Raw genomic sequence first — 25,844 nt, forward strand, 5'->3', positions numbered from 1 at the left:
CCTTTTTGTCGTTGAAGGCCGTTCCGGGCGAAAACAAAAAACCCCCGCCCCAAAATAGGGACGAAGGCCTTGAATTCGCGGTACCACCCTGATTACAGCCGCAGCATTGCCGGCTGTCTCTCAAATGCCTTAACGCGGCAAACGGCAGTGATGAGCTGCACTCCGGAGTAGCTTTCCGCGTCTTTGCCTGCGGGGTTCCTTTCAGCCGGGGGAACCCTTTCTGTACGGGCGCAGCGCGTACTTTCTCCGTCAACGCATTGTCGTATTAACTGCATTATAGAAAACCCTTGCCCCACTTGTCAACGGCCGTCCATGAAATCATACGGCGTCACGCCGTTCATGCCGATGAGGGGATCGATCGTCATGTGGTTGCCTGCGGTGAGGGTGGCCGGTGCGGAATGCCCCGCCGGAGCCGTCTGTTCCCTGCCCGCCGGCGATTCCCCGGGCTTCGCCGCTGTGGCGGTGCCGGTGGATTCCCTTTTCGCTTCCCGGCCGGACGCCGGTCGGGCCTCTTCCCGGGCGGCCGGTTGTTCGGACAGTCCGGTTTCCCCGGATATTCTCTGGCGGAGCGTCGTCCGGCGCATCAGGTCATCGGTGCGGGCAATCCCTTCCCTGAATACACCCGGCTCCCCGAGGAGGATGAGGAAGTTCTTTGCGCGCGTGAGCCCCGTGTAAAGCAGGTTGCGCCGGAGCATCCGGTGATACATGCGGACGACCGGCATAATGACGGTCCCGAATTCACTCCCCTGGGACTTGTGGATGGAGATGCAGTAGGCGAGCGTCAGCTGGTTCAGGTCCTTCCGCTCGTAGGTGACTTCAAGGCCGTCAAACGACACGACGAGCAGCTCTTTTTTGTCTACGGTCTCTTTTGCCTTCAGTATGGCAATGACTTCCCCGATGTCCCCGTTGAACACGTTGCTTTCCGGCTGATTGACAAGCTGCAGCACCTTGTCTCCGATCCGGTAGGTCACGTCGCCGAAGACGGTTTCCTTTCGTCCGTCGGCGGCCGGGTTGACCATTTCCTGGATCATCCGGTTGAGGCTGTCGATGCCCGCCGGTCCCTTGTACATCGGCGCGAGCACCTGCACCTCCTGGATGGACTGGCCCTTGGACAATGCGCTTTTCAGCACTTTTTCAACCGCTTCGGGAATCTGGTCCGCACCGGCCCTGATGAACGACCGGTCAGACGTCTTTTTGTCCATGTCAACGGGAACCTGGCCTTTCTTCACGCTGTGCGCGAGTTCGATGATCGAGGACCCGGCGCTTTGCCGGTAAATGTCCGTGAGCTCCACGGTCGGCACCTTGCCGGAGGCGAGCAGGTCTTTGAGCACCTGCCCGGGGCCGACCGGCGGCAGCTGGTCCTGGTCGCCGACGAACACGACCTGGGCCTCGTCCGGAATCGACTTCAGCAGCTGGTGGGCGAGCCACGTGTCGACCATCGACACTTCGTCGATGATGAACAGCCGGCCCTCCAGCTCCCGCTCCGTCTCTTCCTCGCGGTCCTGTCCGTTGAACCCGAGCAGCCGGTGGATCGTCATGGCGGGCAGCTCTGTTGATTCGGACATGCGCTTGGCGGCCCGTCCGGTCGGGGCGGCCAAAACGATCGGGAACGCCTCTTCCTTGCCCTTGTAGTCGACCGGGTCGAGCGACAGGCCGTGCAGTTCGGCGTACAGCTCGACAAGCCCGCGGATGACGGTCGTCTTGCCGGTTCCCGGCCCGCCGGTCAGGATCATGAGCGACGAACGGAGTGCCAGCCCGATCGCCTCGGCCTGGGTTTCCGCATACTCGACGCCCAGCCGCTCCTCGATCTCGCCGAGCCCGATTTTGATTTCGGACTCGGGGAATGCCTCTTCATGGGACGCGTCCTCCAGCAGCGACGTAACGCGCGAGGCGATGCCCACTTCGGAAAAATAAAGAGACGGCATGTAGCACCGCTTTTCCTCGACGACGATTTTGCTTTCTTCCCCGAGCTCGATGATCGCTTTTGAAATGGCCTCAAACGGAATCTTCTCCGGCTGGCTTGCTTCAAGCATCCGCTTCGCGTCCGGGAGCAGGGCCTCCGCTTCCGTATAGACATGGCCGTCCGACAGAGCAGCCGTATTGAGCAGGTGCAGGACGGCCGCTTTGATCCGGTCGGGGTGCGCACCCGTCAGCCCGAGTTTTGAGCCGAGCTCGTCCGCCCGCTGGAAGCCGACACCCTCCACCTCGCCGATGAGCCGGTACGGATTTTCAGTCAGCAGTTGCACGGTTTCTTCACGGTACGTCTGATAAATCCTCATGGCGAGCTGCGGACCGAATCCCCATTCGTTGAGACTGATCATGATCCGCTCCAGCCCCATGTTCTCCTGAAGGACAGTGACGAGCGTCTCTTTCCGGTCCTCCGACAGCTTCGGCACCCGGTCAAGGCAGGAAGAGTCGTTCAGGATCATCGTGATGGTGTCTTTCCCGAGCACTCCGACGATCGACTGCGCCGTCTTGCGCCCGATGCCGGGGAACAGGTCGGAGCTCAGATAATGGATGAGCCCCGTTTCCGTGTCGGGGACGTTTTTCTTGAAGATATCCGCCTTGAACTGGGTCCCGTACTTCGGATGGTCGACGAGACGTCCCGTGAACTGATATGTATCTTCCCCCTCAAGCGGGGGGAAGTGGCCGGCGACGACGATTTCCTTGCCGTCATAGCCGGTGTCGGTCGATTCGACCCTGAGCCTGATGATGGAAAAAAGATTTTGCGGATTGTGGAAGACGGAAACGATCGGCCTGCCGGTGACAAATTGTTTTCCTTCTTCAAACAGATCAAGCTGTCCCGCCATTTGCCGCGCCTCCTTCCGATTACTGCTCCGCCTGGCTGATCATGTCAAACACATACTTGGCCTGCATATGGTCCGGGTCGAGCGTGTATGCCCGCTCGAGATGCCGGAGCGCGTCATCCTTGCGCTGCGTGGACACCGCGTACAGCACCCCGAGGTTGTAATGGGCATCCGCATTTTCCGGGTCTGCCCCGATGACATGCCGGAGTTCGTCCGCCGCCGGCTCGAACATCTCCAGCGAAGCGAGGAGGATTCCGTACGACAGGCGGACCTGCAGATCTTCAGGCGCCAGCTCCGCCGCACGCTGCATGTAGGGCAGTGCGAGCTTCGGCTTTCCGGACCGTTCAAGCGATTTAGCGAGCATGAACGGCGCGTCCGCCCCGGCAATGCCGCCGCGGATCGCCTTTTCATACAGATTCGCCGCCTCATCATAGCGCTCCGCATTAAAATAAAGGCCGGCCAGCCCGTAGAGTGCCGTCATCGAGGACGGGTCGAGCACAAGCGCCTTTTGGAAAAACCGCTCCGCCTTCTCCGCCTCGTCCGGCCGTCCGAGCGTGGCGAGCAGATTGCCGAAATTGATGTAGCCGATCGGATCTTCCGGGTGTTCTTCGATGGCGGCCGAAAATGACTTCACCGCCTGTTCATAGTCTTCCCTGCGGATCGCTTCGATCCCTTCTGCGTTATGGTCCATGATGCCCCTCCTCAGCCAACGTATTCGAGCCTTGCGCCGTTTTTGTATACTTCGTCGATCGTCCCGCCGCCGAGGCATTCGTCCCCGTCATAGAAGACGACGGCCTGGCCCGGCGTGATGGCGCGCACCGGCTCGTCAAAGGTGACGACGGCCGTTCCGTCGCCGGAAAGCCGGACCTTCACCCCGGTATCCGGCTGGCGGTAGCGGAATTTCGCCGTGCAGCTGAACTCGCCCGGTTTTTGCTTGTCGGAAGTGAAGCTGACATTGACCGCCTTGAGCCCGTCGGAATACAGGGCGTCGTGGTGGAAGTTCTGCCCGACGAGAAGCACATTGCGCTCGAGATCCTTGCCGATGACGAACCAAGGATCCCCGGCGCCGCCGATCCCGAGGCCGTGGCGCTGCCCGATCGTATAGTACATGAGTCCTTCATGGGTCCCCATGCGCTTTCCGTCCATATCTTCCATCGGGCCGGGCTGCGCGGGCAGGTAGCCTGACAGGAATTCCTTGAAATTGCGCTCGCCGATAAAGCAGATGCCGGTCGAGTCTTTTTTCTTCGCCGTGGCAAGTCCCGCCTCTTCGGCGATTTTCCGCACTTCGGGTTTCTCGAGATGGCCGAGCGGGAACATCACGCGGGAAAGCTGATCCTGCGAGAGCTGGTTGAGGAAATACGTCTGGTCTTTGTTGTCGTCGACCCCGCGCAGCATCGCGGTTTCCCCGTTTCGCTGCTCGACCCGCGCGTAGTGCCCGGTCGCCAGGTAATCCGCGCCGAGGCTCATCGCATGGTCAAGGAACGCCTTGAATTTGATTTCCTTGTTGCACATGACGTCCGGGTTCGGCGTCCTGCCCGCCCGGTATTCGTCGAGGAAATAAGTAAAGACTTTGTCCCAATATTGTTTTTCAAAATTGACGGCGTAGTACGGGATGCCGATCTGGTTGCACACCCGGATCACGTCCTCATAGTCCTCGGTCGCCGTGCAGACGCCCGAATCATCGGTGTCATCCCAGTTTTTCATGAAGATGCCGATGACGTCATAGCCCTGCTCCTTCAGAAGGAGCGCCGTGACGGACGAGTCGACGCCTCCGGACATGCCGACGACCACCCTCGTGTCCGCCGGTGATTTGGTTGCTGTCATTGTTGTTCACCTTTCTGTAGCCGTGTCAGTCTGCGGACCGCATCCGCCGTTTTGGCCGCGGCGTCCCGGATGTCTTTGCCTTCCAGTCCGTAGCCGAAGCTGAAGCGGACCGAATTCCGGAGTTCCGGCGCCCCTTCTCCGTACATCGCGACCAGGACATGTGACGGATCGATCGAACCCGCCGTGCAGGCCGAGCCGCTTGACACGGCAAGTCCCGCCAGGTCCAGGTTGACGAGCAGCTGCTCGATGTCCGTGCCCGGAAAGCTGATGTTCAGAATATGGGGCAGCGTTTCGGCGCGTTCGGCATTGATCTTGAAGTCGATGCCTTCCCCCATCAACGCATCCGCCATGAGCCGCTTAAACATGCCGTGCTCCTTTGCATGTGCGTCCATTTCCCTGCAGGCGATGTCGGCTGCCAGGGCAAATGCGGCAATCGCAGGAACGTTTTCCGTTCCCGCCCTGCGCTTGCGTTCCTGCTCGCCCCCCGCCGAGGAAGGCGACAGCTTCGTGCCGGTCCGCTGATAAAGGAACCCGGTCCCCTTCGGACCGTTGATCTTGTGGGCGGAGGCGCTGAGCAGATCCACGCCAAGCCGGTCCACATCAAGCGGTATTTCGCCAAACGCCTGAACTGCATCCGTATGGAAGGAAGCCGGATGGCCTTTCAGGATTTCCCCGATTTCGCCGATCGGCTGGATCGTCCCGACTTCATTGTTCCCGGCCATGATCGTGACGAGGATCGTGTCGTCGCGCAGTGCAGCGCGCACATCCTCAACCGAAACTCTTCCCTGCCGGTCGACGGGAAGCCAGGTGACGTCATATCCGGCCGCCTCAAGCTTCCTGACGGCATTCAGCACGCCGTGGTGCTCGACGACGCTCGTGATGATGTGGCGCCCCTCGTCCTTCCTCGCCTCGGCCGTGCCGAAAATGGCCAGATTGTCGCTTTCCGTCCCGCCGCCCGTGAAGATGATCTCGGCCGGCTCCGCTCCGATCAGCCGGGCGATCAGAGTCCGGCTTTCGTCGAGGATCCGACGGGCCTCGCGCCCGGTTCCATGGATGCTCGACGGATTTCCGTATGTTTTTGAAAGAAGTTCCGCGAACCGTGCGGCCACTTCCGGACGGACCGGCGTGGTGGCCGCGTGGTCCAGATAAATTTTGTTCATTGCCATGACTCCTTCATATATAGAACATGTAGCCGTCGTCTCCGGCGTCTTCATCCATGTTCGCCAGATCTTCGATCGTCACGGTGTCCAGGACATCTTTGATCGCGTCCCGGATCCGTCCCCACAGCTGGCGCTGGGGCTGGGGCTCGTCCTCGATCCCTTCGACCGGCTGGATCGGCCCTTCAAGGACCCGGATCACATCGCCCGCCGAGATGAGATGAGGCGGCTTGGCGAGCTTGTATCCGCCGTACGCCCCCCTCACGCTCTTGACAAGCCCGGAGTTTCTGAGAGGCGGAACGAGCTGTTCCAGGTAGGCCTCAGATAAATGGTTCAGTTCTGCGATTTTCCGGAGCGGCACCGGGCCGTTCCCGTATTGCCGTCCGAGCTCGATCATGATGGCGAGCCCGTAGCGGCCCCTCGTTGATATTTTCATCCGTACACCCCGCTGCCTGCGCTTTTCTATCCGACATTATAGCATATCCGCTTTGATTCCCGCGCATGAAGACTCCGCACCGGCCATGTATAATAGAAGCCGGAACGGAAGAAAGGGATGATTTTGTGCACAATGAACCTCTCGCCTACCGGATGCGCCCACGGACAATCGACGAAGTGGCCGGGCAGGAGCACATCATCGGAAAAGACACCGCCCTTTACCGGATGATCAAAAATGGCCACGTCCCTTCGATGCTGCTGTACGGGCGGCCGGGCGTCGGAAAGACATCACTCGCCCACGCGATCGCCGGTACGAGCGGCCTGCCGTTCATCGCCCTGAACGCAACAACTTCAGGAAAAAAAGATGTCGAGCAGGTGGTCGGGGAAGCCCGGATGACCGGCAAGGTGATCCTGTTTCTCGATGAGATCCACCGCTTCAACAAGCTCCAGCAGGATGCCCTCCTGCCCCATGTGGAAAACGGGTCGATCGTCCTGATCGGCGCCACGACGGAAAATCCGTACCATGACGTCAATCCCGCCATCCGGTCAAGATGCGGGGAGATTTTGCAGATGAAGGCGCTGGATGCGGAAGAAGTCGGCGGTCTCATTCGCCGGGCGCTTGCCGATCCGGAGCGGGGGCTTGGAAAAATGGACGTGCGGATCACGGACGAACAGATCGATCGTCTTGCGGAAGGTTCCGGCGGCGATGCACGCAAGGCGCTGACGATGCTCGAATCCGCCGTCCTGGCGTCAGACGACGAAGCCGGCGTGACGACCGTCGAAGACTCGATCCTCGACAGCCTGATCGGCCGGGCGGGCGTGTTTGGAGACAAGAAAGGCTCCCACTTCTATAACTTGCTGTCCGCCCTCCAGAAGTCGGTCCGTGGAAGCGACGCGGACGCCGCCGTGTTTTACCTGGCCCACCTGCTGGAGACGGGTGACCTGGTCGCGGTCTGCCGCCGCCTGCTTGTGATGGCCTATGAAGACATCGGACTCGCCAACCCGGACGTCGGTGCCCACGTCCTATCCGCCGTGCAGGCAGCGGAGCGGCTCGGCATGCCGGAAGCCCGGATCCCGCTTTCCGTGGCGGTCGTCGAAATGTGCCTGTCTGAGAAATCCAACTCCGCCTACGCCGCGTTCGACGCGGCCGCCGCCCGGATCCACGCCGGCGACACCGGAGACATCCCGTCTCATCTGAAAGACGCCCATTATGCCGGCGCTGCCGCGCTCGGCCATACCGGATACCAGTATCCGCACGACACGCCGCTCGGCGAATTCGGCGGCTGGGTCGCCCAGCAATACCTGCCCGACCCGGTCAAAGACGAAGCCTTCTACCAACCGGTCATCTCCGGAAAGGAAAAGAAAATGGCCGGCATCCACAAGAAACTGAAAGAGTTTAGCAGGAAGAAATGAATAAAAGGACCGGCCGGAGCGACTGGGCTCCGGCCGGTTTTGTATGAGTGGGTGTGTTGTGGTATGGCGGATTGGGGGACGGGTCAGGGCAGGGACGGGTTGGAGTTTACATAATAAAATTATGTGTTAGGGACAGCGATTGGAGTCCTTACTCCGATTTTGAGTCCCTTACTCCGAAATCGAATCTCTTACTCCGATTTTGGGTCCCTTAATCCGATATCGGAATCCTTACTCCGAAAATGCATCCCTTACTCCGATTTTGAGTCCCTTACTCCGAAATCGAATCTCTTACTCCGATTTTGAGTTCCTTACTCCGAAATCGGAATCCTTACTCCGATTTTGGGTCCCTTACTCCGAAATCGAATCTCTTACTCCGATTTTGAGTTCCTTACTCCGAAATCGGAATCCTTACTCCGATTTTGGGTCCCTTACTCCGATATCGGAATCCTTACTCCGATTTTGGGTCCCTTACTCCGAAATCGGAATTCTTACTCCGATTTTGCGTTCCTTACTCCGAAATCGGGGCCCTTACTCCGATATTGAGTCCCTTAGTCCGTTTTTGAACTCGTTAGCCCTTCACCCGCTGGAGCGGGATGTCTTTTACGATGTCGTTGAGCACCCAGCTGGCACAGAACAGGCCGGCGGTCGACGGGACGAAGGCGTTGGAGGCCGGGGGCATTTTGGCTTTCCGGACTTCGGCGTCCGGCTTGCCGACGACTTCGGTCACTTCTTCGCGCGCGATGATCGGGCTTTCATCCGAGAAGACGACCGGCACGCCTTTTTTGATGCCGTCTTTGCGGAGGGTTGTCCGGATCACCTTCGCCAGCGGATCGGTGTGGGTTTTTGAGATGTCGATGATCTGAAGGCGGGTCGGGTCATTTTTTCGGGCCACGCCCATGCTGGAGATGACCTTGATGCCCCGGCGGACGCATTCCTTGATCAAGTGAATTTTGTAGACGATCGTATCCGACGCATCAATGACATAATCGGGCTTGAGCTCGAACAGCTTTTCCGCGGTTTCTTCGGTGTAGAACATGTTGAGCGTGATCACTTCACAGTCCGGATTGACGTCCGCAATCCGTTCTTTCATCACGTCCGTTTTTTGGCGGCCGATCGTGGACAGCGTGGCCACGAGCTGTCGGTTGATGTTCGTGATGTCGACTTCGTCTTTGTCGATCAGGATGATCCGGCCGATTCCCGACCGGGCGCAGGCTTCTGCCGCAAAGGATCCGACACCGCCGACGCCGAGGACGGCCACCGTCGTTTGCCGGTAGCGGTCCACCCCTTCTTTTCCGATCGACAATTCATTCCGTGAGAACTGATGCAGCATGTGACGTACCTTCCTTTCCTTCCGGCGGACCTTCCGCCAATTAAAAACCTCCCGCATGGGCGGGAGGCTGGAGATTCATTAAAAGGGACAGATCCCGATCGTGCCGTCTTTGGGAGATCGTTTTGAACCCGCACTTAGCAGGTGGGTGCCCTCTCCGGCACGTTTGGCGTCCCAAGCGGGCGTGCCAGCAATGCCGGAATTCGGGCTCCCGACGATTTGATTGTTCGGTCAAAACTGTTAAGCAAATAACGAACACATCAGGATCTGTATTAAAGACATCATAACATACGAGATTTCAGAAATCAATTCCCCGCTTCAGTTACTTCCGGCTCATTTTCGTTCAGGACCTTTATGCCCAGTTCTTCAAGCTGTGCGTCCGCCACGCCGGATGGTGCGTTGACGAGCAGGTCGCTCGCGCTGGCCGTTTTCGGGAAGGCGATCACGTCGCGCAGGCTCTGTGCGCCCGACAGAAGCATGACGAGACGGTCGAGCCCGAAGGCGATTCCGCCGTGCGGAGGTGTGCCGTAATCGAATGCGTCGAGGAGGAAGCCGAATTGTTCGCGTGCTTCTTCCATCGTGAAACCGAGCGCCGTTAACATTTTTTCCTGGATGTCCCGCTCATAGATCCGGAGCGAGCCGCCGCCAAGCTCAAATCCGTTGAGCACGAGGTCATAGGCCATCGCCCGGACGGACTCCGGCTCGGTCTCAAGTTTTGGAATGTCTTCCCGGACCGGCATCGTGAACGGGTGGTGCGCCGCATAAAACCGGCCGTCTTCCTCGTCGTATTCAAACAGCGGCCAGTCGGTCACCCACAGGAATGCGAAACGGGATTCGTCGATCAGGCCGCGCTCCTTGCCCAGCTTGAGACGAAGCGCACCGAGCGCGTCTGCGACGACCGGACGCTTGTCCGCGACGAACAGCAGCAGGTCGCCCGGCTCCGCTTCGAGCACACGTTTCACGGAATCGGACGTTTCCCCCTCGAAGAATTTCGCAATCGGACCCTTGAGGCCCTCTTCCTCGACCTTCATCCACGCCAGACCCTTCGCACCGTAGCGACCCGCAAACTCGCCGAGTGCATCGATGTCCTTGCGCGAGTAGTCCGCCGCTGCGCCTTTCACATTGATGCCTTTCACCTGGCCGCCGGACGAAACGGCGCCCGCAAACACTTTGAAAGCGGAATCTTTCACGGCTTCCGAGATGTCCTTCAGTTCAAGGCCAAACCGGACGTCCGGCTTGTCCGAACCAAAGCGTGACATCGCCTCGTCGTAGGTCATCCGCTCAAACGGGATGTTGACTTCGATGCCCTTGATGTCTTTCATCACTTTCTGCATCAGGGTTTCATTGAGCGCAATGATGTCTTCCATCTCGGCGAAGCTCATCTCCATGTCGATCTGGGTGAATTCCGGCTGGCGGTCCGCCCGCAGGTCTTCATCGCGGAAGCAGCGGACGATCTGGTAGTACTTGTCGAACCCGGAAACCATGAGAAGCTGCTTGAACAGCTGCGGGGATTGCGGCAGTGCGTAAAACTCCCCTTCATGCACGCGGCTCGGCACGAGGTAGTCGCGCGCCCCTTCCGGCGTCGACTTTGTCAGATAAGGCGTTTCGACTTCCAGGAACCCTTCATCGGAAAGGAAATTGCGGACCGTCTTCATGATGTCCGAACGCATCTTGAACGTATTGAACAGGGCCGGGCGGCGCATGTCGAGATAACGGTACTTCAGCCTGATTTCCTCGCTTGTGTCGGTCGCGTCCTGGATGACGAACGGAGGCGTCTTGGATTCATTGATGATGTCGACTTCGTTCGCCTGGATTTCGATCCGGCCGGTTGAGAGGTTCGGGTTCACCTGGTTTTCTTCGCGGCCGCACACCGTGCCCCGGATTTCCACGACGAATTCACTGCGCAGGCGGTCTGCCGTCTTCATCGCTTCTCCGGAAAAGTCCGGATTGAAGACGACTTGCACGATCCCCGTCCGGTCGCGCAGGTCGACGAAGATCAACCCGCCGAGATCGCGCCGCTTTTGTACCCATCCCTTCAAGACAACCTGCTGTCCGATCTGCTCCTCTGCCACTTCACCGCAATAGTCCGTTCTTTTCATCTCAACCTCGTCCTTCCGCATCATGATGTCTGTTTCACTGTTTTTGCAATGTCACCGAACGGCACCGGCTCCTGGGTGCCTGCTTCCATGTTCTTCACAGTCGCCGCTCCGTTTTCCAGTTCGTTTTCGCCGATCATAATGACGAATTTTGCACCGATCCGGTCGGCCGCTTTCATCTGGGCTTTCATTTTCCTGCCGAGGTAGTCCATGTCCGCTTCAATGCCGGATGCCCGCAGTTCACCGAGAAGCCGGACTGCTTCGAGCCTCGACCGGTCATCGAGCGCCACGATGAACGCATCCGGCGATTTTTCCCCGCCAAGCCGGATGCCTTCCGCCTCCAGCGCCATGAGCAGGCGCTCGATGCTCATCGCAAATCCGATCCCCGGTGCTTCCGGCCCGCCGATTTCCTCGGAAAGGCCGTTGTATCGCCCGCCGCCGCAGAGCGTCGTGATGGCGCCGAAGCCGTCCGCCGTGCTCATGATTTCAAACGCCGTGTGGTTGTAGTAGTCCAGGCCGCGCACGAGATTCGGATCGACTTCGTATGGAATGCCGAGTGCGTCGAGCGATTCCTTCACTTCCGCAAAATATTTGGCGGAAGACTCATTCAGATAGTCGGTCAGGGCCGGCGCCGTTTCCATGAGCGGATGGCCGCGGTCCACTTTGCAGTCGAGGATGCGCAGCGGGTTTTTCTCAAGCCGCTTCTGGCAATCGCTGCAGAATTCACCGATCGCCGGTTCAAAGTGGCGGATGAGCGCATCGCGGTGCGCTTCGCGCGTTTCCTTGTCCCCGAGGGAATTGATCACCAGCTTCAGGTTCTCCAGCCCGGCACGGCGATACACATCCATCGCCAGCGCAATCACTTCCGCGTCGATTGCCGGAGAATCACTGCCGATCGCCTCCACGCCGAACTGAACGAACTGACGGTACCGGCCGGCCTGCTGGCGCTCGTAGCGGAACATCGGCCCCATATAATACAGCTTCACCGGCTGGTCGGGGAGTCCGAACAGTTTGTGCTCGACAAATGCCCGGACGACCGGTGCGGTTCCTTCCGGGCGGAGCGTCAGCGAGCGGCCGCCCCTGTCTTCAAACGTATACATTTCTTTTTGCACAATATCGGTCGTATCGCCGACGCTCCTCGTGAACAGTTCCGTCTGCTCGAACACCGGCGTCCGGATTTCTTCGTACCGGTAGAGCCGGCAAGTTTCACGGATGAGCGATTCAACCGCCTGCCAGCTCTCCGTTTCTCCCGGAAGGAGATCCTTCGTTCCTCTTGGCACTTTGAACATCATTGATTTTCCCATCCTTTCCAAATGAAAAAAGCCCCCGTCCCTGCATCGCTGCAAGGGACGAGGGCCGTCTGGCCACCGCGGTTCCACCCTGATTGGCACTTTCCTGACAGACAGTGCCCACTCGGTCCGGGTAACGGCCGGCGCCGTCTTCTCCTACGCGGAAATCCGTTTCGAAGAAGAGCCTCTCGGGTGTTGTTCACGATGCGTGCCTGCAGGCGGGATTTCAGCCGGGGTCCCGCCCTCTCTTTTCAGGCCTCCGCACCGCTACTTTTCCGGTCATTGGCGTTGAATCCAGTATAGATTACCCATTATGTTAATGACAAAGGAACCAACTGTCAACCGTTTTCGAAAAAGGGATAGAATTTTCGATCCTTCACCTTTAAACTATTCATAAGGGGGGAGTCCATGAAAAAAAGTTCCATCGCCATCATCTTATTTTTACTCGCGGCCGTTTTCGTCACAGGGCCGCACCGGAACGCCCCGCTTGCTGCATCGGGCACTGCCGTCGTCAGCGGGGACACCTTGAACATCCGCTCGGGCCCCGGACTGTCCCACGGCATCACCGGAAAGCTGAACAAAGGAGACCGCCTGACCGTGACCGGCTCCGACGGCGACTGGCTTGAAGTCGAGACGCCTGACGGAAAAGGATGGGTCGCCTCCTGGCTCACTTCGTCTGAGCAGGAGAAAGAAGCAGCAGGAGTCGCAGTCGTTTCGCAAGTGGACCGCCTGAATGTCCGGGCGCTGCCGTCCACATCCGCCGCGGTGCTTTCCAAGATGAACCAGGGAGACAGCGCTGCTTCGTTCGGTTCCTCAAACGGCTGGACGGAGATTGAGTGGAACGGCGAGCGTGGCTGGGTCGCAAGCCGATACATAACAGAAAGTGCGGAACCGGAAAAAACTGCGTCCGCCGAAAAAGAAACGAAGACGGCGTTCACGGTCGCAGTCGGCGGACTGAACGTCAGAAAAGAAGCCGATCTTTCATCCAAGAAAGTCGGCGTCATCCGAAAAGGCGAAACGTATCCGGTGGTCGCCGAAAAACACAACTGGGTCCAGCTGGACGTCGGCGGCGGAAAAAAAGGCTGGGTCTCCGCTTTCCACGGATCCTTTGACGGCACGCCCGCCCCGCAAGCCGGAGACGCGGGCGGCGCCGCTGCCAAATCTGCCGGTTCGGTCACCATCCTGTACGATGGAACGAACATCCGGACGGAACCGGCCACTTCCGGACAAGTCGCCCTCCGCGCGGCTGCCGGCCAGACGTTCCCGGTGGACGGAACGGAAAATGACTGGTACAAAATCCGCCTTCAAGACGGAACGGAAGCATTCGTTGCCAGCTGGGTTGTGTCATCGGACGGCAAAAGTGCAGTTAAAAAGGACCGCAAAAAAAGCGCCAAGAAAGCCAATCGGAAACCCGGGACACTGAAGGGGCTCACCCTCGTCGTCGATGCCGGTCACGGCGGCAATGACCGCGGCACGACCGGCATCCGGGGGACCGATGAAAAAGACCTCACCCTGCCGACCGCCGAATTGCTGGCGGCCAAGCTGAGCGCCGCCGGGGCCGACGTGATCATGACGCGGGATACGGATGAGTACATCGGGCTGCGCAAACGCGTATCTGTCAGCAATCAAAGCGAGGCCGACGCATTCATCAGCGTCCACTATGATGCGACCCACGACCATTCGGTCAACGGCTTCACCACCTACTACCTGAACGGCAATCAACTCGCACTGGCGGAAGCCGTCCACGCCGGCTTATCGGGCGAACTGGAATTCCGCGACCGCGGCGTCCAGAAAGGCAATTTCCTGGTCCTCCGGGAAAACCGCCAGCCCGCCATCCTGATCGAACTCGGCTTCCTGAGCAATCTCACCGAGGAACGCCGGCTGGCTGATCCGTCTTTCCGCGAAAAAGCGACCGACGGCATCTACCGGGGCGTCATTGATTACTTTGATTCGCAATTGAAGAAATGAGCATGAGCCGCCTCCTTGATGGGGGCGGCGTTTTTGATGGGATTGGATTTGGTGGGAAGGAGGTTTGGCGCCTGCTTAATGCTCCAGGAGATTTTCGCGCCCGCCCGGGGTGTTTTGGCGTCCGCTTTCGATGTTTTGGCGCCCGCTTTCCACATCCCGCAGGCCGTCTCTGCCTCATCCCGCCAAATAATTATCTTATGTAAACCCCATCCGATTCCCTCCCCATCAAAAAACGGCAGCCCCTCTCTCCCCGGGCTGCCGTTCCATTTGGATTCAGTTTTTCGGTTTCGATGCCACTTCCACGGTGACGGGGCCGTCGTTCAAGAGGCGGACGTCCATCATGGCGCCGAACACGCCGGTTTCGACTTGCAGTCCGAGTGAACGCAGTTCTTCATTGAACCGGTTCCATAGCGGTTCTGCGTGTTCGGGACGGGCGGCGTCGGAGAATCCCGGCCTGCGCCCTTTTCTCGTGTCGGCGTACAGGGTGAACTGGGACACCGACAAGATGCCGCCGCCGGTGTCGAGGATCGAACGGTTCATCTTCCCTTCCTCGTCCTCGAACAGGCGGAGGTTGGCGACTTTTCCGGCGACGTAGCGCACGTCTTCCTCATCGTCCCCGTGTGTGAAGCCCACAAGCAGCACGTAGCCGTGTTCAATGGAGCCGGTCACTTCCCCTTCGACCGTCACGGATGCTTCGCGGCTTCTCTGGATGATGACTTTCATGGTGGTCCCCCCTGCTCAGTTCGTGACCCGCTGCACGTAGTAAATGTCGCGGATCTGCTTGATGCGCTCGACGATCCGGTGAAGATGGGTGATATTTGTGATCAGGAGCGTCATATTGATCGTCGCAATCTTGTTTTTATCGGTGCGTGCACTGACCGCGGTGATGACGGTCTTCAGATCGTTGATGATGTGCATCACTTCATTCAGGAGGCCCTGCCGGTTGAACCCGGAGATTTCGATGTCCACCTGATACTCTTTCTGTTTGGCGCTGTTGCCGTTCGCCCATTCCACGTCGATGAGCCGGCCTTCGTCGTTCTCGAGCGAGACGTTCGGGCAGTCTGCGCGGTGAACCGAGACACCGCGTCCCTTCGTGATGTAGCCGACGATTTCGTCTCCCGGAACGGGGCTGCAGCAGCGCGACAGGCGGATGAGCAGGTTGTCGATGCCCGGAACGATGACGCCGGACTCGGTTTCTTTTTTCGGCTGCGGCAAGGCCATCTCCTGGGTGATCTTCTCAAGCCGCTCTTCCGCCTCTTTTTCCTTCCGGATCCTGTCCGTCAGGCGGTTGACGATCTGCTGGGCCGTGATGCCGTTGAATCCGACCGCGGCATGCATGTCTTCTTCGCTGGCGAAATTGAATTTCTCGCACACCCGGCGGACATTTTCCTCGGTCAGCACTTCTTTTTTGTCCAGGCCCCGGGATTTCAGTTCCTGTTCGATCATTTCGCGGCCTTTGATGATATTTTCATCACGGAGCTGCTTTTTGAAGTATTGCTTGATCTTGTTTTTGGCCTGTGAGGTGTTGGCGATCTTGAGCCAGTCGCGGCTCGGACCAAATGACTGCTTGGACGTCAGGATCTCGACGATGTCCCCCGTGTTCAGTTCGGTATCAAGCGGGACAATTTTGCCGTTCACCTTCGCCCCGATCATCTTGTTGCCGACTTCCGAGTGGACCCGGTAGGCGAAGTCGATCGGGACGGAGCCCGCCCTCAGTTCGAGCACGTCCCCCTGCGGCGTGAATACGTACACCATGTCGGAGAACAGGTCGTATTTGAGCGACTCCATGAACTCTTCCGCGTTTGACGACTCGTTCTGGAAATCAAGGATCTCCCGGAACCACGTCAACTTGGAATCAAGCGTGTCGCGGTTTTCCTCGACGTTCTTGCCTTCCTTGTATGCCCAGTGGGCCGCGACCCCGTATTCGGCGATGCGGTGCATCTCCTCGGTGCGGATCTGCACTTCAAGCGGATCGCCCTGCGGACCGACGACCGTCGTGTGGAGCGACTGGTACAGGTTCTGCTTCGGCATGGCGATGTAGTCCTTGAACCGGCCGGGCATCGGCTTCCAAAGCGTATGGATGATGCCGAGGACCGCATAGCAGTCTTTGATGCTCGACACCATGATGCGCACCGCCAGCAGATCGTAGATTTCGTTGAACTGCTTGTTCTGCATCGCCATTTTGCGGTAAATGCTGTAAATATGTTTCGGCCGGCCGGAAAGCTCGGCCTTGATATGCACCTGGCCGAGCTCTTCACGGATGGTGTCCATCACATTGTCGAGGTAGGCTTCCCGCTCCGTCCGCTTGCGCTTCATGAGGTTCACGATGCGGTAATACTGCTGCGGATTCAGGTAACGGAGCGCCGTGTCCTCGAGCTCCCACTTGATCTTGGAAATACCGAGCCGGTGGGCGAGGGGCGCGAAGATTTCAAGCGTTTCCGCCGACACCCTGCGCTGTTTTTCGGGACTCGTGTATTTGAGCGTCCGCATATTGTGGAGACGGTCCGCCAGCTTGATGAGGATGACCCGGATGTCCTGGGCCATCGCGATGAACATTTTGCGGTGGTTTTCCGCCTGTTTTTCTTCCTTGGACATATATTTGAGCTTGTCGAGTTTTGTCACCCCGTCGACGAGCATGGCGACTTCCTCACCGAACTTCCCGACCAGTTCCTCCCTGGTGACATCCGTGTCTTCCACGACGTCATGCAGGAAGCCGGCAGCCACGGTTTCCGGATCCATCTGAAGGTCGGCCAGAATGCCGGCCACCTGTACGGGATGGGTGATATACGGCTCGCCGGAGCTTCTCGTCTGGCCGCGGTGCGCCTTTTCCGCAACCGCATAGGCCTCTTCCACGAAATGGACGTGGTCTTCATTCATATAGGAAGCAACGGAAGCGAAAACTTCTTCCACCGTCATTACCGTATTTTTCGCCATTCCGTACACCTTCCTTCCGATGTTGCTTATTGTCGAATAAGATTATTCTAATCAAAAAAGAAACGATTTGCAAAAAACCGCTTTTCTTTGCAAAAATCCCTCCGGCGTCATGCCGGAGGGCGATCGTCAATCAATATTGAATGAGCGCATGGATGTCATAGCCTTTAAGCTTGTCCCGGCCGTTTAGATAGCCGAGCTCAATGAGGAACGCGCAGCCGGCCACGATGCCGCCGAGCTGCTCGACGAGGTCAACAGTCGCCTCGACCGTCCCGCCCGTTGCAAGCAGGTCGTCGACGATGAGGACGCGCTGGCCCGGCTTGATGGCATCTTTGTGGATCGTGAGCACATCCTTGCCGTATTCCAGGCCGTATTCGACTTTGATCGTCTCGCGCGGCAGCTTGCCTTCCTTGCGCACGGGCGCGAAGCCGATTTCCAGCGCATAGGCGACCGGGCATCCGATGATGAACCCGCGCGCTTCGGGACCGACGATGATCTCGGCCCCGACCTCTCTGGCGTATTCCACGATCTGGTCGGTCGCATATTTGTAGACCGGACCGTTGTCCATGATCGTCGTGATATCCTTGAAGCTGATTCCCGGCTTCGGATAATCGTCCACGACCGTCACGTATTGCTTCAAATCCATAGTTGCTGCTCCTCCCGGGCGGTGTCCGGGGCGTCCAGAACGGCGCCGATGACCCGCCTTAATTCCATGTACGGCGAATATAACAAAGCCTGTTCGATCTCGATTTGCCGCTCCAGCCCGCGATAGCTGCCGGATTCCGACAGATCCCTCTTCGGGGGATCGCCCACGGCGACGGCAAACCCGTTTTCCATTGTAACAAACCCGAGCTCGAAAAACACCTTTGTCATGAAGATAATTGTATCACGGCTCCAGCCGCGATGCTTGGCCAGGCGCTCGCCTTCGCGCATCACATGGAATTGGCCTTTCTGCTTGAGGAACGTGTAATACCAGCCGAACTGCTTGCGGTCCGGAATCCCCATGAAGTACCTGGATTCGGGCACATGGAAATGCGTATAAACGCGAGCGGGGCTGCAGGAGCCGAGCAGGCCCTCCAGTTCCTCCATCGAGTCCGGGAGGTCCAGGATCACAAGCGAGCTTCCCCGGGCCGGTTCCACCTGGCTGCACAGCAGGATTTCCTTGCCCGTGTCCGCACGGAATTTTGCCGCGTTCTCTTTTTTGAACGCGACGAAAAGCGCGTCTGCCGGAATGCTCGGCAGCCAGCGCGACAGCACGCGTTCCCCGCGCACGTCAAACAGCTGCCAGCCGGACGACTTCAGGTCTTTCAGGAGCAGCTGCGGCTTTTTCCGGCCGTTCCACTCGTTGATCTGAAGATCGCCGGCAATGCTCACTTTCGCATCGGGCGTCAGTTCGTCCTCGATGTGGCCGAGCCCAAACCCGACAACGTCGAGCTGATTGCGCCCGTCCGTGACGGTCAGCTTCAGGTGATTGCGCATCGAGCCGATTTTCCGGCTGGATTCGACCGACAGCTCCGAAATGCCGTACACCGGCTTGACAAAACCGACGCCGAACGGGGCGAGTTCTCGCAGCGACTCGATCGATGCCAGATCCACTTCATCCAGCGACAATGTCACATCGATGTCGAGCACGGGGACGAGGTCCTCTTCCGTGAGCGTCTCTTCCCCCTGGCGGATCAGGTTATCGCGGAGCGCCCCGACGTTGTCGATCGGCAGCGTGAGGCCCGCCGCCATCGGGTGGCCGCCGAAATGCGGGATCAGATCTGCGTTTTTTGCCAGCTCCTGATACAGATGGAAGCCCTCGATGCTGCGTGCCGAGCCCTTGGCGATCCCTTTTTCCCGGTCGATCGACAGGACGAGCGACGGCCGGTAGAAGCGCTCGGTCAGCTTGGACGCCACGATGCCGACGACGCCCGGGTTCCAGCCTTCCCCCGCCACGGTCAATACATGCGGAATCCGGTCGCCGTATGTATCCTCCACCCAGGCGATCGCCTCATCCGCAATGGCGGCGACCATCTTCTGCCGCTCCCGGTTGCGCTCGTCAAGCGAGGACGCGTGCATCGACGCTTCCGCCGGGTCCTCGGTCAGGAACATCCGGACGGCCGGGCCCGCGTCGCCGAGACGGCCGAGCGCATTGATCCGGGGGCCGAACCCGAAACCGATCGTCTCTTCGTCGATGGCCGGCTGCTCCACATTCGCCGCCTTGCACAGCGCCTTGACGGCCGGGTCCGCGGAATGCCGGAGCTTTTCAAGTCCTTTTTTTACGATCAGGCGGTTCTCCCCCTTGAGCGGCACGAGGTCCGCCACCGTGCCGATCGCGCCGAGGTCAATCGAATCTGCCGGGAAATCGCCCGTCAGCGCATGGGCGACCTTGAGCGCCACGCCGACGCCCGCCAGGTCACCGAACGGATAATTCCCCTCCGGATGACGCGGATGGATGATGGCATCCGCCTGCGGAAGCTCTTCTCCGGGTTCATGGTGGTCTGTGATGATGACGTCCATCCCAAGTGCCTTTGCTGCGGCAATCTGCTCGATCCCCGAAATGCCATTATCGACCGTCACGATAAGCGACGCCCCTTTTTCATACAGTTCCGTGAACAATTCCGTGTTCGGACCGTAGCCGTGCTTGAACCGGTTCGGGATCGCATAAAACGCATCCGCGCCGCGCGACAGCAATGCCTTCATCATCACGGTCGTGCTCGTGACGCCGTCGCAGTCGTAGTCGCCGTACACCGCAATGCGGCTTCCCCGCCGGATATGTGAGTTGATCAGCTCGACGGCGGTGTCCATGTCCTTCATCAGGAACGGGTCATGCCAGCTGCCGAGGTCCATGTTGATAAAAGCCGAGGCCTCGGCCGGGTCGGTGAATCCCCGGGCGGCGAGGACCTTGGCCGCAATCGGTGACAGGCCGAGCGAACCGGCCAATGCCTTCACGGCGTCGCCGTCTGTTTCGGGCGTCCGCCAGCGTTTCATCGAATCAATCATTCCATCACTTCCTCGGAAACTATTATAGCATCCATCGGCTGGAAGCGTCTTGGATTTCCAAATGAGAACACGCACAAAAAAGCATGCCGCGGGGCAGAGCGTGTCTGCTTCGCGGCATGCTTGTCCCGGCCGTTTCTGGTTTTCGATGCCGTCTTTTCAGAAGCCCCCGTCCGGCCTTTCCGCTTCCGCGGATGCCCGGCGGTCGGCTTCCGTGTCGGCGAAGGCGCTGGCGTACTGCTGGAGATCGGCGATTTCGTTTTGCTGGTCGGCGATCTTCAGTTCCTTTTCATTCACTTCCTTCTCGAGGCGGCGGATGTTCCGCTGCATGGAAACCGAGCGGAACACGGAGACGAGTCCGCTAGCTGCGGCGCCGAGCAGCGCGGAAGCGAGTATGACAAGGATGAGCGGCCAGTCCGACGTGCCGAACACGTAATTCACCGGAACCGACTCGACGTTCACGATGGCGAACCAGGCGACGATGATGGCGAAAACGAGACCGAGCAGCAATGCCCATTGTGATTTCATACGGCGTCCTCCTTTCCGTCCATTAGAAAAGACAGGATATACAATTCGTATACCCTGTCTCTCCATATACGGAAACCAGATCAGACGACCGGGTCGTCCGAGCCCCATTCCCGTTCTTTTTTCTGAACATCGAGCGAGCCTTTTTTCTTGATCTCCCGCTTTTTGAGCACGAGCCAGAGCTGTGCGGCGATGAAGATCGAAGAGTACGTGCCTGCGAGCAGGCCGACGAAAAGCGCAATCGAGAAGTTCCGGATTGACTCGGCGCCGAACAGCATGAGCGCGAGAACGACCACGAGAACGGTGAACACCGTATTGACGGAACGGCCGAGCGTCTGGCGAAGTGACTTGTTGACGACGTTCGCCAGGTCTTCCTCGGTCTCGATTTTCTTCGTCTTGTGCAGATTTTCCCTGATCCGGTCGAATGTGACGATCGTGTCGTTGATCGAGTAACCGACAATCGTGAGAATCGCCGCGATGAACGTGATGTCAACTTCCAGACGGAGCAGGCTGAACAGCGCAATCATGAAGAAAGCGTCATGGAGGAGCGAGACGATCGACGCAACGCCCATCCGCCATTCAAACCGGAATGCCACATAGATGATGATCCCGATCATGGCGATGGCGAGCGCCTTGACCGCGTTCTGCGCCAATTCGCGGCCGACCGTCGGCGAAACGGTGCTGACGTTCGGGTCGTGGCCGTACTGGGCACTCAAGTCCGACTTCAGCTTGTTGATCTGCTCCTGCGTGAAGTCATCCTTGTAGCGGATGACCGCAATGTCACTGTTGTCGCCGGAAATGACCACATCATCGGACGGATGGCCGATCTTTTCGAGCTGGCCCTCCACTTGTTCAACGGTCATTGGGCTGTCGGCCAGCACTTCCACGCGCGTCCCTTGCGTGAAGTCGATGCCGAGGTTCAGCTTGAACACTCCGAGGATGATGGCCCCTGCGATGAGGAACATGATCGAGAACGTGAAGAACTTTTTCCTGTTGTGTGCAAAGTCAAAGCGGTCAAACCGCGTGGTGAGCTCCAGCACGTCGACATGCTCTTCCCTCGGATGGATCCATTTGCGGGATAGCCCGAATGCACCCGGCTTGCCGTCCAGGATGTTGCTGTGGACGAGGAGGCCGAGCAGCATGCGCGACCCCCAGACCGCCGTCAGGAAGCTGAGCAGGATCGACAGGATGAGCATCGTCGCGAACCCTTTGACGGAGCTTGTCCCGAAGATGAACAAGACGACCGCGGCGAGGAGCGTCGTCACGTTCGCATCGAGGATCGCCGTGAACGACGACCTTGACCCGGCGCGGAACGCCTCTTTGACGGTGCCGCCGATCCGGAGTTCCTCCCGGATTCGCTCGTATGTCAGGATGTTCGCATCGACGGCCATCCCGACCCCGAGCACGACGGCCGCGATGCCAGGAAGTGTCAGTGTCCCGTTCAGGAGGTTGAACACGAGAAGCACGAGATACACGTAGACGGACAGCGTGATCGCCGCAACAAACCCGGCAACACGGTAGTAAAGAAGCATGAACAGGAGGACAATCCCGATGCCGATTGCGGCCGCAAAGACAGTTTTGTTGAGCGCCTGCTCACCGAACTGCGCGCCGACGGACGTCGAATAGATCTCATGGAGCTTGACCGGAAGCGCACCTGCATTCAGGATGCCGGCGAGGTGCTTCGTCTCGTCAACTGTGAAGGAACCCGAAATTTCAACATCCGACGACATGATCGTCTTGCTGACGTTCGGCGCCGAAATGAATTTCGGATCCGGCTTCTTTGCTTCCTCCGCATACGAATCCTTGCCTTCGTCAAAGTCGAGCCAGATGACGAGCTGGTTGTTCGGATACATGTCCTTGATCTCGGACGTGACTTCGCCGAACTTCGACGCATCCTTCAGGCGAAGCGTGACGATCGGCTGGCCTTGGTCGTTGAACGTCGACTTGGCGCCGCCCGCAACAAGGTCATCCCCGTCGAGCAGGAGGCGGTCGTTCGTATCACGGAACGTCAGGTTGGCTTGGGTGGACAGCAATTCACGGGCCGATTCCTGGTCCTCGATGCCGGCGAGCTGGACACGGATCCGGTTGCCGGATTCGACCTGGAGGTTCGGCTCGCTGACGCCGAGGACGTCAATCCGGTCCGTCAGTGCACGGGCAGTGTCGGAAACAACATCTTCCGTGATCTTCTGGCCGTCCCGGAGCGGCTCGACCTGATACAGAACCTCAAACCCGCCCTGCAGGTCGAGGCCGAGGTTGACATCTTTTGCGACTTGCTTCGCCGTTCCGCCGATCGTTCCGGCAAACAGCAGCAGCAGCAATAGAAAAGCGACGATGCGCCCTCTTGTTTTCATTCTGGTTCCCCCTATTCATTTGCAACACGGAGCGTCTTTCTAAACTGGAACACATATGTAAGACGCACAAAAAAAGCAACAGTTCCATTATGGAACACGTTGCAAAGCGTGTCAATTCGCTTTAACGTGACATTTTCAGCCGGAGACCGGTCCTCTCGGGGCGAGCAGTTCGCGGAATTCTTCTTCGTCGAAGCCCCCGAGTGTGCCGCCGGGCGCGGCTGCCGACCGGAGCCCTTCGACCTGGGAATGGGTCATATACCGGGCGGGCGTGACGGAGAGGATGTCCGCGACCATTTCATGTAGCGGCATCTGTGCCGGGTCCTTCTTGCGCCATAGCTTCTTTGTGCAATACCGCCAAAGATCTTCTTCGCTCACCGAACCGTAGCCGTAAAAGCGGAATTCCTCGGTCTTGCTGGCAAGCGCCGGCCTGAGCCGGCCGAACTGTTCACTGTCCAGAGCATCCGCCATTCCTTCCCCGCCTTTCCATGTCGTACGGGCCTGTTCGCCCGCATACGCATATTGTAAAGGATTTCGGCCAACATGAGAAGGATGTGAACAGTTGTCGTCATTTTTTAGAGGCACGCTCGTCCTGATGGGCGCCGTGTTCCTGTCCAAGTTCTTCGGGTTCGTGTACCGGATGCAGTTCATGCGGACCGCCGGAGAAGAAGCGGTCGGGACCTACATGACCGCCTACCCGGCATTCATCTTCTTCCTCGCCCTGATTCAGCTCGGGCTGCCGATCGGCGTCGCGAAAGTGGTGGCCGAGCTCCATGCACGCGGCGAGCGGAGCCGTCAGCAGCAGGTGATGCGGACTTCGGCCGTCCTGTCGGTTGCCGCTTCGGTCGTCCTGATCCCGGTGTTCATCCTGCTCGTCCCGCCGCTCGCCGGCACGCTTCTCGGCAATCCCGAAACTTCGGTCGTTCTTTATATTTCCATCGCCGCGCTGCCGATTGCCACGGCGTCCGGGCTGATCCGCGGCTATTTCCAGGGGATCGCCCGGATTGAAGAAACCGCCTGGTCTCAGATTCTTGAACAGACAGTCCGCATTGCCTTGATCAGCTGGCTGCTTCCGATCCTCGCCGATCCTTCGCGGCCCGCGATGACCGCAGGCTGGGCGATGGCGATCACGGGCGTTGCGGAGCTTGCGACACTCCTTTACCTTTGGATCAAATATGGACAGGCGAAGAAGAAAAATCCCTCACCGCCGAAAGGCAATTATCCGCTCCGTCCGCTGCTGTCCGTTTCCCTGCCGTCATCGGGCAGCCGGCTGTTCGGCTCGTTCACCTGGTTCCTTGAGCCGATCGTCTTCATCTGGGCGCTCGGACTGGCCGGGGTCGGCGTCGTGGCCGCCACTTCGCTGTACGGGGTCATTTCCGGGGTGCTCATCCCGCTGCTTTTATTCCCCGCGTTTGTGCCGAACGCGCTGTCCGTCGTGCTCGTTCCGGCGGTTTCCGGGGCGGCCGCGCTCAACGACATCCGACTGCTGAGAGAGCGGATCCACTTGTCGCTGCGGGTGTCGGCAATCACCGGCAGCATCGCGGCGGCCGTGTTTTTCCTGCACGGCGCGGAACTGGCCGTCAAGCTGTTCCATATTTCAAACGGCGAGAAATACATGCTCATGCTCGCGCCGATTTTCTTTTTCTACTATATCCAGGGGCCGCTCCATTCGATCCTCCAGGCGATGCAGGAGGCAAAGGCCGCGATGATGAACTCCGTCTACGGCGGGATCGGGAAGCTGGCCGTCATGTTCATTCTTGCGTCCAGGCCGGGGCTGCAGGAAGCGGGGGCCGTCATGGCGATCGGGTTCGGCGTGCTCGTCACATCATTTCTTCACATCGCGACACTGCGCAAAAAACGGGAGGCGTCCGCCGGGTTTTCGATGTTCGTCATTCCATACCTGAGTTTTATCATCACGGTCGCCGCCCGTCCGCTTCTCATCGAAGAAGTCCCGTTCGGCATGCTCGGAGACATCGTCGTGACGTCCGGATTCCTCATCGCACTGCTGTTCCTCTTCCGCTATTTCCGGCTGTCGGACATCCGGATGATGCGAAAGCTCGCAAAGCGGTTTTGACCGCGGATCGATCACGCGCCGTCCTTCTGCTGGATGTGAAGGCGGCCGTTTTCGTAAGTGCAGAAAAAGATGGAGTCGGCATTGTTGAATCCTGATTTTTGAAGCTCTTCCATGAGCCACTTTCTGTCTTTTCCGATCAGCGACAAGTGGGAGTTCTGGATGAATCCGTCCGTGATGAGAGGAAGGATCGGCTGACTGCCGTCCTTTTTAAACACCGCGAGATTGCCGGACGGCTCCAGGATGGCATATTCCACTTCCGTCACCGATCCGACCTGCTGTTCCCGCAGCTGCTGAAGGAGATCATCGAGATTGTAACGTTGCTTTTTCATGGCCGACTGGTCAATCGTCCCGCCACGGATGATCACCGTCGGATCCCCGTCCACGAGATCACGGAATTTCTTGCTTTTCAGCGAAATGAAGGAAGCCGCCACTTGAATGATGAGAAGAAGCAAAATCGGCGTGACGGAGAGCACCAGATCCGACTTCGGATCATCCAGCGCAAACGCCGCCACCTCCGCGATCATGACGGAAATCACCAGATCAATGACGCTGAGCTGACCAAGTTCGCGCTTGCCCATCAGGCGGAGCACAATGATGATGAGCACATACAGGAAAAACGTTCTCCAGATGACCGTCACTAAATCTTCCACGCCCGCCACCGCCTTTCA

The 25,844-nt window shown here is 58.7% G+C and carries 19 protein-coding genes, 1 other RNA gene and 1 other annotated feature; of the genes, 3 read left to right on the forward strand and 17 right to left on the reverse strand.

The window, feature by feature from the left end:
- Positions 1 to 299: 299 nt before the first annotated feature.
- Genes recD2 through cymR form a run of 5 tightly spaced genes read right to left on the reverse strand, consistent with a single transcriptional unit; the run spans position 300 to position 6,224 of the window.
- The gene (recD2, locus tag ACFFIY_RS11300) at positions 300 to 2,810 is read right to left on the reverse strand and encodes an SF1B family DNA helicase RecD2 (protein ID WP_354195122.1); all 2,511 of its coding nucleotides are present in this window, start codon (positions 2,808 to 2,810) and stop codon (positions 300 to 302) included.
- A gap of 19 nt (positions 2,811 to 2,829) precedes the next feature.
- Positions 2,830 to 3,498, reverse strand: a complete 669-nt coding sequence (locus tag ACFFIY_RS11305; protein WP_354195120.1) for a tetratricopeptide repeat protein — start codon at positions 3,496 to 3,498, stop codon at positions 2,830 to 2,832.
- Between the two features lie 11 nt (positions 3,499 to 3,509).
- A complete protein-coding gene (gene mnmA / locus ACFFIY_RS11310) occupies positions 3,510 to 4,631 on the reverse strand; it encodes a tRNA 2-thiouridine(34) synthase MnmA (protein ID WP_354195118.1) in 1,122 nt (373 codons plus the stop codon).
- The gene (locus tag ACFFIY_RS11315; RefSeq protein ID WP_354195116.1) at positions 4,628 to 5,791 is read right to left on the reverse strand and encodes a cysteine desulfurase family protein; all 1,164 of its coding nucleotides are present in this window, start codon (positions 5,789 to 5,791) and stop codon (positions 4,628 to 4,630) included. The genes mnmA and ACFFIY_RS11315 overlap by 4 nt, the downstream gene beginning before the upstream one ends.
- 13 nt (positions 5,792 to 5,804) lie before the next feature.
- Positions 5,805 to 6,224 carry a cysteine metabolism transcriptional regulator CymR gene (gene cymR / locus ACFFIY_RS11320; protein WP_354195114.1) on the reverse strand — a complete coding sequence of 140 codons (420 nt, stop codon included), beginning with the start codon at positions 6,222 to 6,224 and terminating at the stop codon, positions 5,805 to 5,807.
- 125 nt (positions 6,225 to 6,349) lie between these two features.
- Here cymR and ACFFIY_RS11325 point away from each other — a divergent pair, with 125 nt between their 5' ends.
- Positions 6,350 to 7,636, forward strand: coding sequence for a replication-associated recombination protein A (locus ACFFIY_RS11325; protein WP_354195112.1), 1,287 nt, complete (start codon positions 6,350 to 6,352; stop codon positions 7,634 to 7,636).
- A gap of 568 nt (positions 7,637 to 8,204) precedes the next feature.
- Here the strand turns inward: ACFFIY_RS11325 and ACFFIY_RS11330 are convergent.
- The 4 genes from ACFFIY_RS11330 to hisS form a co-directional block, all read right to left on the reverse strand.
- Positions 8,205 to 8,966, reverse strand: a complete 762-nt coding sequence (locus ACFFIY_RS11330) for a tRNA threonylcarbamoyladenosine dehydratase (protein ID WP_354195110.1) — start codon at positions 8,964 to 8,966, stop codon at positions 8,205 to 8,207.
- Positions 8,967 to 9,053: 87 nt separating this feature from the next.
- A non-coding RNA gene (gene ssrS, locus ACFFIY_RS11335) (6S RNA) lies at positions 9,054 to 9,233 on the reverse strand.
- A gap of 35 nt (positions 9,234 to 9,268) precedes the next feature.
- Positions 9,269 to 11,062, reverse strand: coding sequence for an aspartate--tRNA ligase (gene aspS / locus ACFFIY_RS11340; RefSeq protein WP_354195108.1), 1,794 nt, complete (start codon positions 11,060 to 11,062; stop codon positions 9,269 to 9,271).
- A gap of 20 nt (positions 11,063 to 11,082) precedes the next feature.
- On the reverse strand, positions 11,083 to 12,351 hold the full coding sequence (gene hisS / locus ACFFIY_RS11345; protein WP_354195106.1) for a histidine--tRNA ligase: 1,269 nt from the start codon (positions 12,349 to 12,351) through the stop codon (positions 11,083 to 11,085).
- A 50-nt stretch (positions 12,352 to 12,401) separates the two neighbouring features.
- Positions 12,402 to 12,640, reverse strand: a binding site (T-box leader).
- A gap of 116 nt (positions 12,641 to 12,756) precedes the next feature.
- Between hisS and ACFFIY_RS11350 the strand changes: the two genes are divergently transcribed.
- Positions 12,757 to 14,316: an N-acetylmuramoyl-L-alanine amidase family protein gene (locus tag ACFFIY_RS11350; protein WP_354195104.1), complete on the forward strand. Its 1,560-nt coding sequence runs from the start codon at positions 12,757 to 12,759 to the stop codon at positions 14,314 to 14,316.
- Positions 14,317 to 14,589: 273 nt separating this feature from the next.
- Here ACFFIY_RS11350 and dtd read toward each other — a convergent pair whose 3' ends face one another.
- From dtd to ACFFIY_RS11385, 7 genes are all read right to left on the reverse strand, one after another.
- On the reverse strand, positions 14,590 to 15,039 hold the full coding sequence (dtd, locus tag ACFFIY_RS11355; protein ID WP_354195102.1) for a D-aminoacyl-tRNA deacylase: 450 nt from the start codon (positions 15,037 to 15,039) through the stop codon (positions 14,590 to 14,592).
- A gap of 15 nt (positions 15,040 to 15,054) precedes the next feature.
- Positions 15,055 to 17,250: a RelA/SpoT family protein gene (locus tag ACFFIY_RS11360; protein WP_354195100.1), complete on the reverse strand. Its 2,196-nt coding sequence runs from the start codon at positions 17,248 to 17,250 to the stop codon at positions 15,055 to 15,057.
- A 130-nt stretch (positions 17,251 to 17,380) separates the two neighbouring features.
- Positions 17,381 to 17,893, reverse strand: coding sequence for an adenine phosphoribosyltransferase (locus ACFFIY_RS11365; protein WP_354195098.1), 513 nt, complete (start codon positions 17,891 to 17,893; stop codon positions 17,381 to 17,383).
- Positions 17,884 to 20,232 (reverse strand): single-stranded-DNA-specific exonuclease RecJ, encoded by a 2,349-nt coding sequence (recJ, locus tag ACFFIY_RS11370; protein ID WP_354195096.1) that lies wholly within the window; start codon positions 20,230 to 20,232, stop codon positions 17,884 to 17,886. The genes ACFFIY_RS11365 and recJ overlap by 10 nt, the downstream gene beginning before the upstream one ends.
- 156 nt (positions 20,233 to 20,388) lie before the next feature.
- Positions 20,389 to 20,757: a LapA family protein gene (locus ACFFIY_RS11375; protein ID WP_354195094.1), complete on the reverse strand. Its 369-nt coding sequence runs from the start codon at positions 20,755 to 20,757 to the stop codon at positions 20,389 to 20,391.
- Between the two features lie 80 nt (positions 20,758 to 20,837).
- Positions 20,838 to 23,105, reverse strand: coding sequence for a protein translocase subunit SecDF (gene secDF, locus ACFFIY_RS11380; protein WP_354195092.1), 2,268 nt, complete (start codon positions 23,103 to 23,105; stop codon positions 20,838 to 20,840).
- Positions 23,106 to 23,240: 135 nt separating this feature from the next.
- Positions 23,241 to 23,573 (reverse strand): post-transcriptional regulator, encoded by a 333-nt coding sequence (locus tag ACFFIY_RS11385; protein WP_354195090.1) that lies wholly within the window; start codon positions 23,571 to 23,573, stop codon positions 23,241 to 23,243.
- A gap of 91 nt (positions 23,574 to 23,664) precedes the next feature.
- On the opposite strand from ACFFIY_RS11385, the gene ACFFIY_RS11390 reads away from it, so the two are divergent.
- Positions 23,665 to 25,176: a putative polysaccharide biosynthesis protein gene (locus ACFFIY_RS11390; protein WP_354195088.1), complete on the forward strand. Its 1,512-nt coding sequence runs from the start codon at positions 23,665 to 23,667 to the stop codon at positions 25,174 to 25,176.
- A gap of 11 nt (positions 25,177 to 25,187) precedes the next feature.
- On the opposite strand, the gene ACFFIY_RS11395 is transcribed toward ACFFIY_RS11390, so the two are convergent.
- On the reverse strand, positions 25,188 to 25,826 hold the full coding sequence (locus ACFFIY_RS11395) for a DUF421 domain-containing protein (RefSeq protein WP_354195086.1): 639 nt from the start codon (positions 25,824 to 25,826) through the stop codon (positions 25,188 to 25,190).
- Between the last annotated feature and the right edge of the window lie 18 nt (positions 25,827 to 25,844).

The sequence above is a fragment of the Bhargavaea ullalensis genome (assembly GCF_042432615.1).
In the GTDB taxonomy this organism is placed as follows: Bacteria; Bacillota; Bacilli; order Bacillales_A; family Planococcaceae; genus Bhargavaea; species Bhargavaea ullalensis.

Excerpts from the sequence above, each read along its gene's own strand:
- recJ (WP_354195096.1), bottom strand. The coding sequence starts at position 20,232 with ATGATTGATTCGATGAAACGCTGGCGGACGCCCGAAACAGACGGCGAC.
- ACFFIY_RS11350 (WP_354195104.1), top strand. The coding sequence starts at position 12,757 with ATGAAAAAAAGTTCCATCGCCATCATCTTATTTTTACTCGCGGCCGTT.
- ACFFIY_RS11305 (WP_354195120.1), bottom strand. The coding sequence starts at position 3,498 with ATGGACCATAACGCAGAAGGGATCGAAGCGATCCGCAGGGAAGACTAT.
- secDF (WP_354195092.1), bottom strand. The coding sequence starts at position 23,105 with ATGAAAACAAGAGGGCGCATCGTCGCTTTTCTATTGCTGCTGCTGCTG.
- dtd (WP_354195102.1), bottom strand. The coding sequence starts at position 15,039 with ATGAAAGTCATCATCCAGAGAAGCCGCGAAGCATCCGTGACGGTCGAA.
- recD2 (WP_354195122.1), bottom strand. The coding sequence starts at position 2,810 with ATGGCGGGACAGCTTGATCTGTTTGAAGAAGGAAAACAATTTGTCACC.
- ACFFIY_RS11375 (WP_354195094.1), bottom strand. The coding sequence starts at position 20,757 with ATGAAATCACAATGGGCATTGCTGCTCGGTCTCGTTTTCGCCATCATC.
- ACFFIY_RS11330 (WP_354195110.1), bottom strand. The coding sequence starts at position 8,966 with ATGCTGCATCAGTTCTCACGGAATGAATTGTCGATCGGAAAAGAAGGG.
- ACFFIY_RS11385 (WP_354195090.1), bottom strand. The coding sequence starts at position 23,573 with ATGGCGGATGCTCTGGACAGTGAACAGTTCGGCCGGCTCAGGCCGGCG.
- hisS (WP_354195106.1), bottom strand. The coding sequence starts at position 12,351 with ATGATGTTCAAAGTGCCAAGAGGAACGAAGGATCTCCTTCCGGGAGAA.
- aspS (WP_354195108.1), bottom strand. The coding sequence starts at position 11,062 with ATGAAAAGAACGGACTATTGCGGTGAAGTGGCAGAGGAGCAGATCGGA.
- cymR (WP_354195114.1), bottom strand. The coding sequence starts at position 6,224 with ATGAAAATATCAACGAGGGGCCGCTACGGGCTCGCCATCATGATCGAG.
- mnmA (WP_354195118.1), bottom strand. The coding sequence starts at position 4,631 with ATGACAGCAACCAAATCACCGGCGGACACGAGGGTGGTCGTCGGCATG.
- ACFFIY_RS11365 (WP_354195098.1), bottom strand. The coding sequence starts at position 17,893 with ATGGATTTGAAGCAATACGTGACGGTCGTGGACGATTATCCGAAGCCG.
- ACFFIY_RS11360 (WP_354195100.1), bottom strand. The coding sequence starts at position 17,250 with ATGGCGAAAAATACGGTAATGACGGTGGAAGAAGTTTTCGCTTCCGTT.
- ACFFIY_RS11315 (WP_354195116.1), bottom strand. The coding sequence starts at position 5,791 with ATGAACAAAATTTATCTGGACCACGCGGCCACCACGCCGGTCCGTCCG.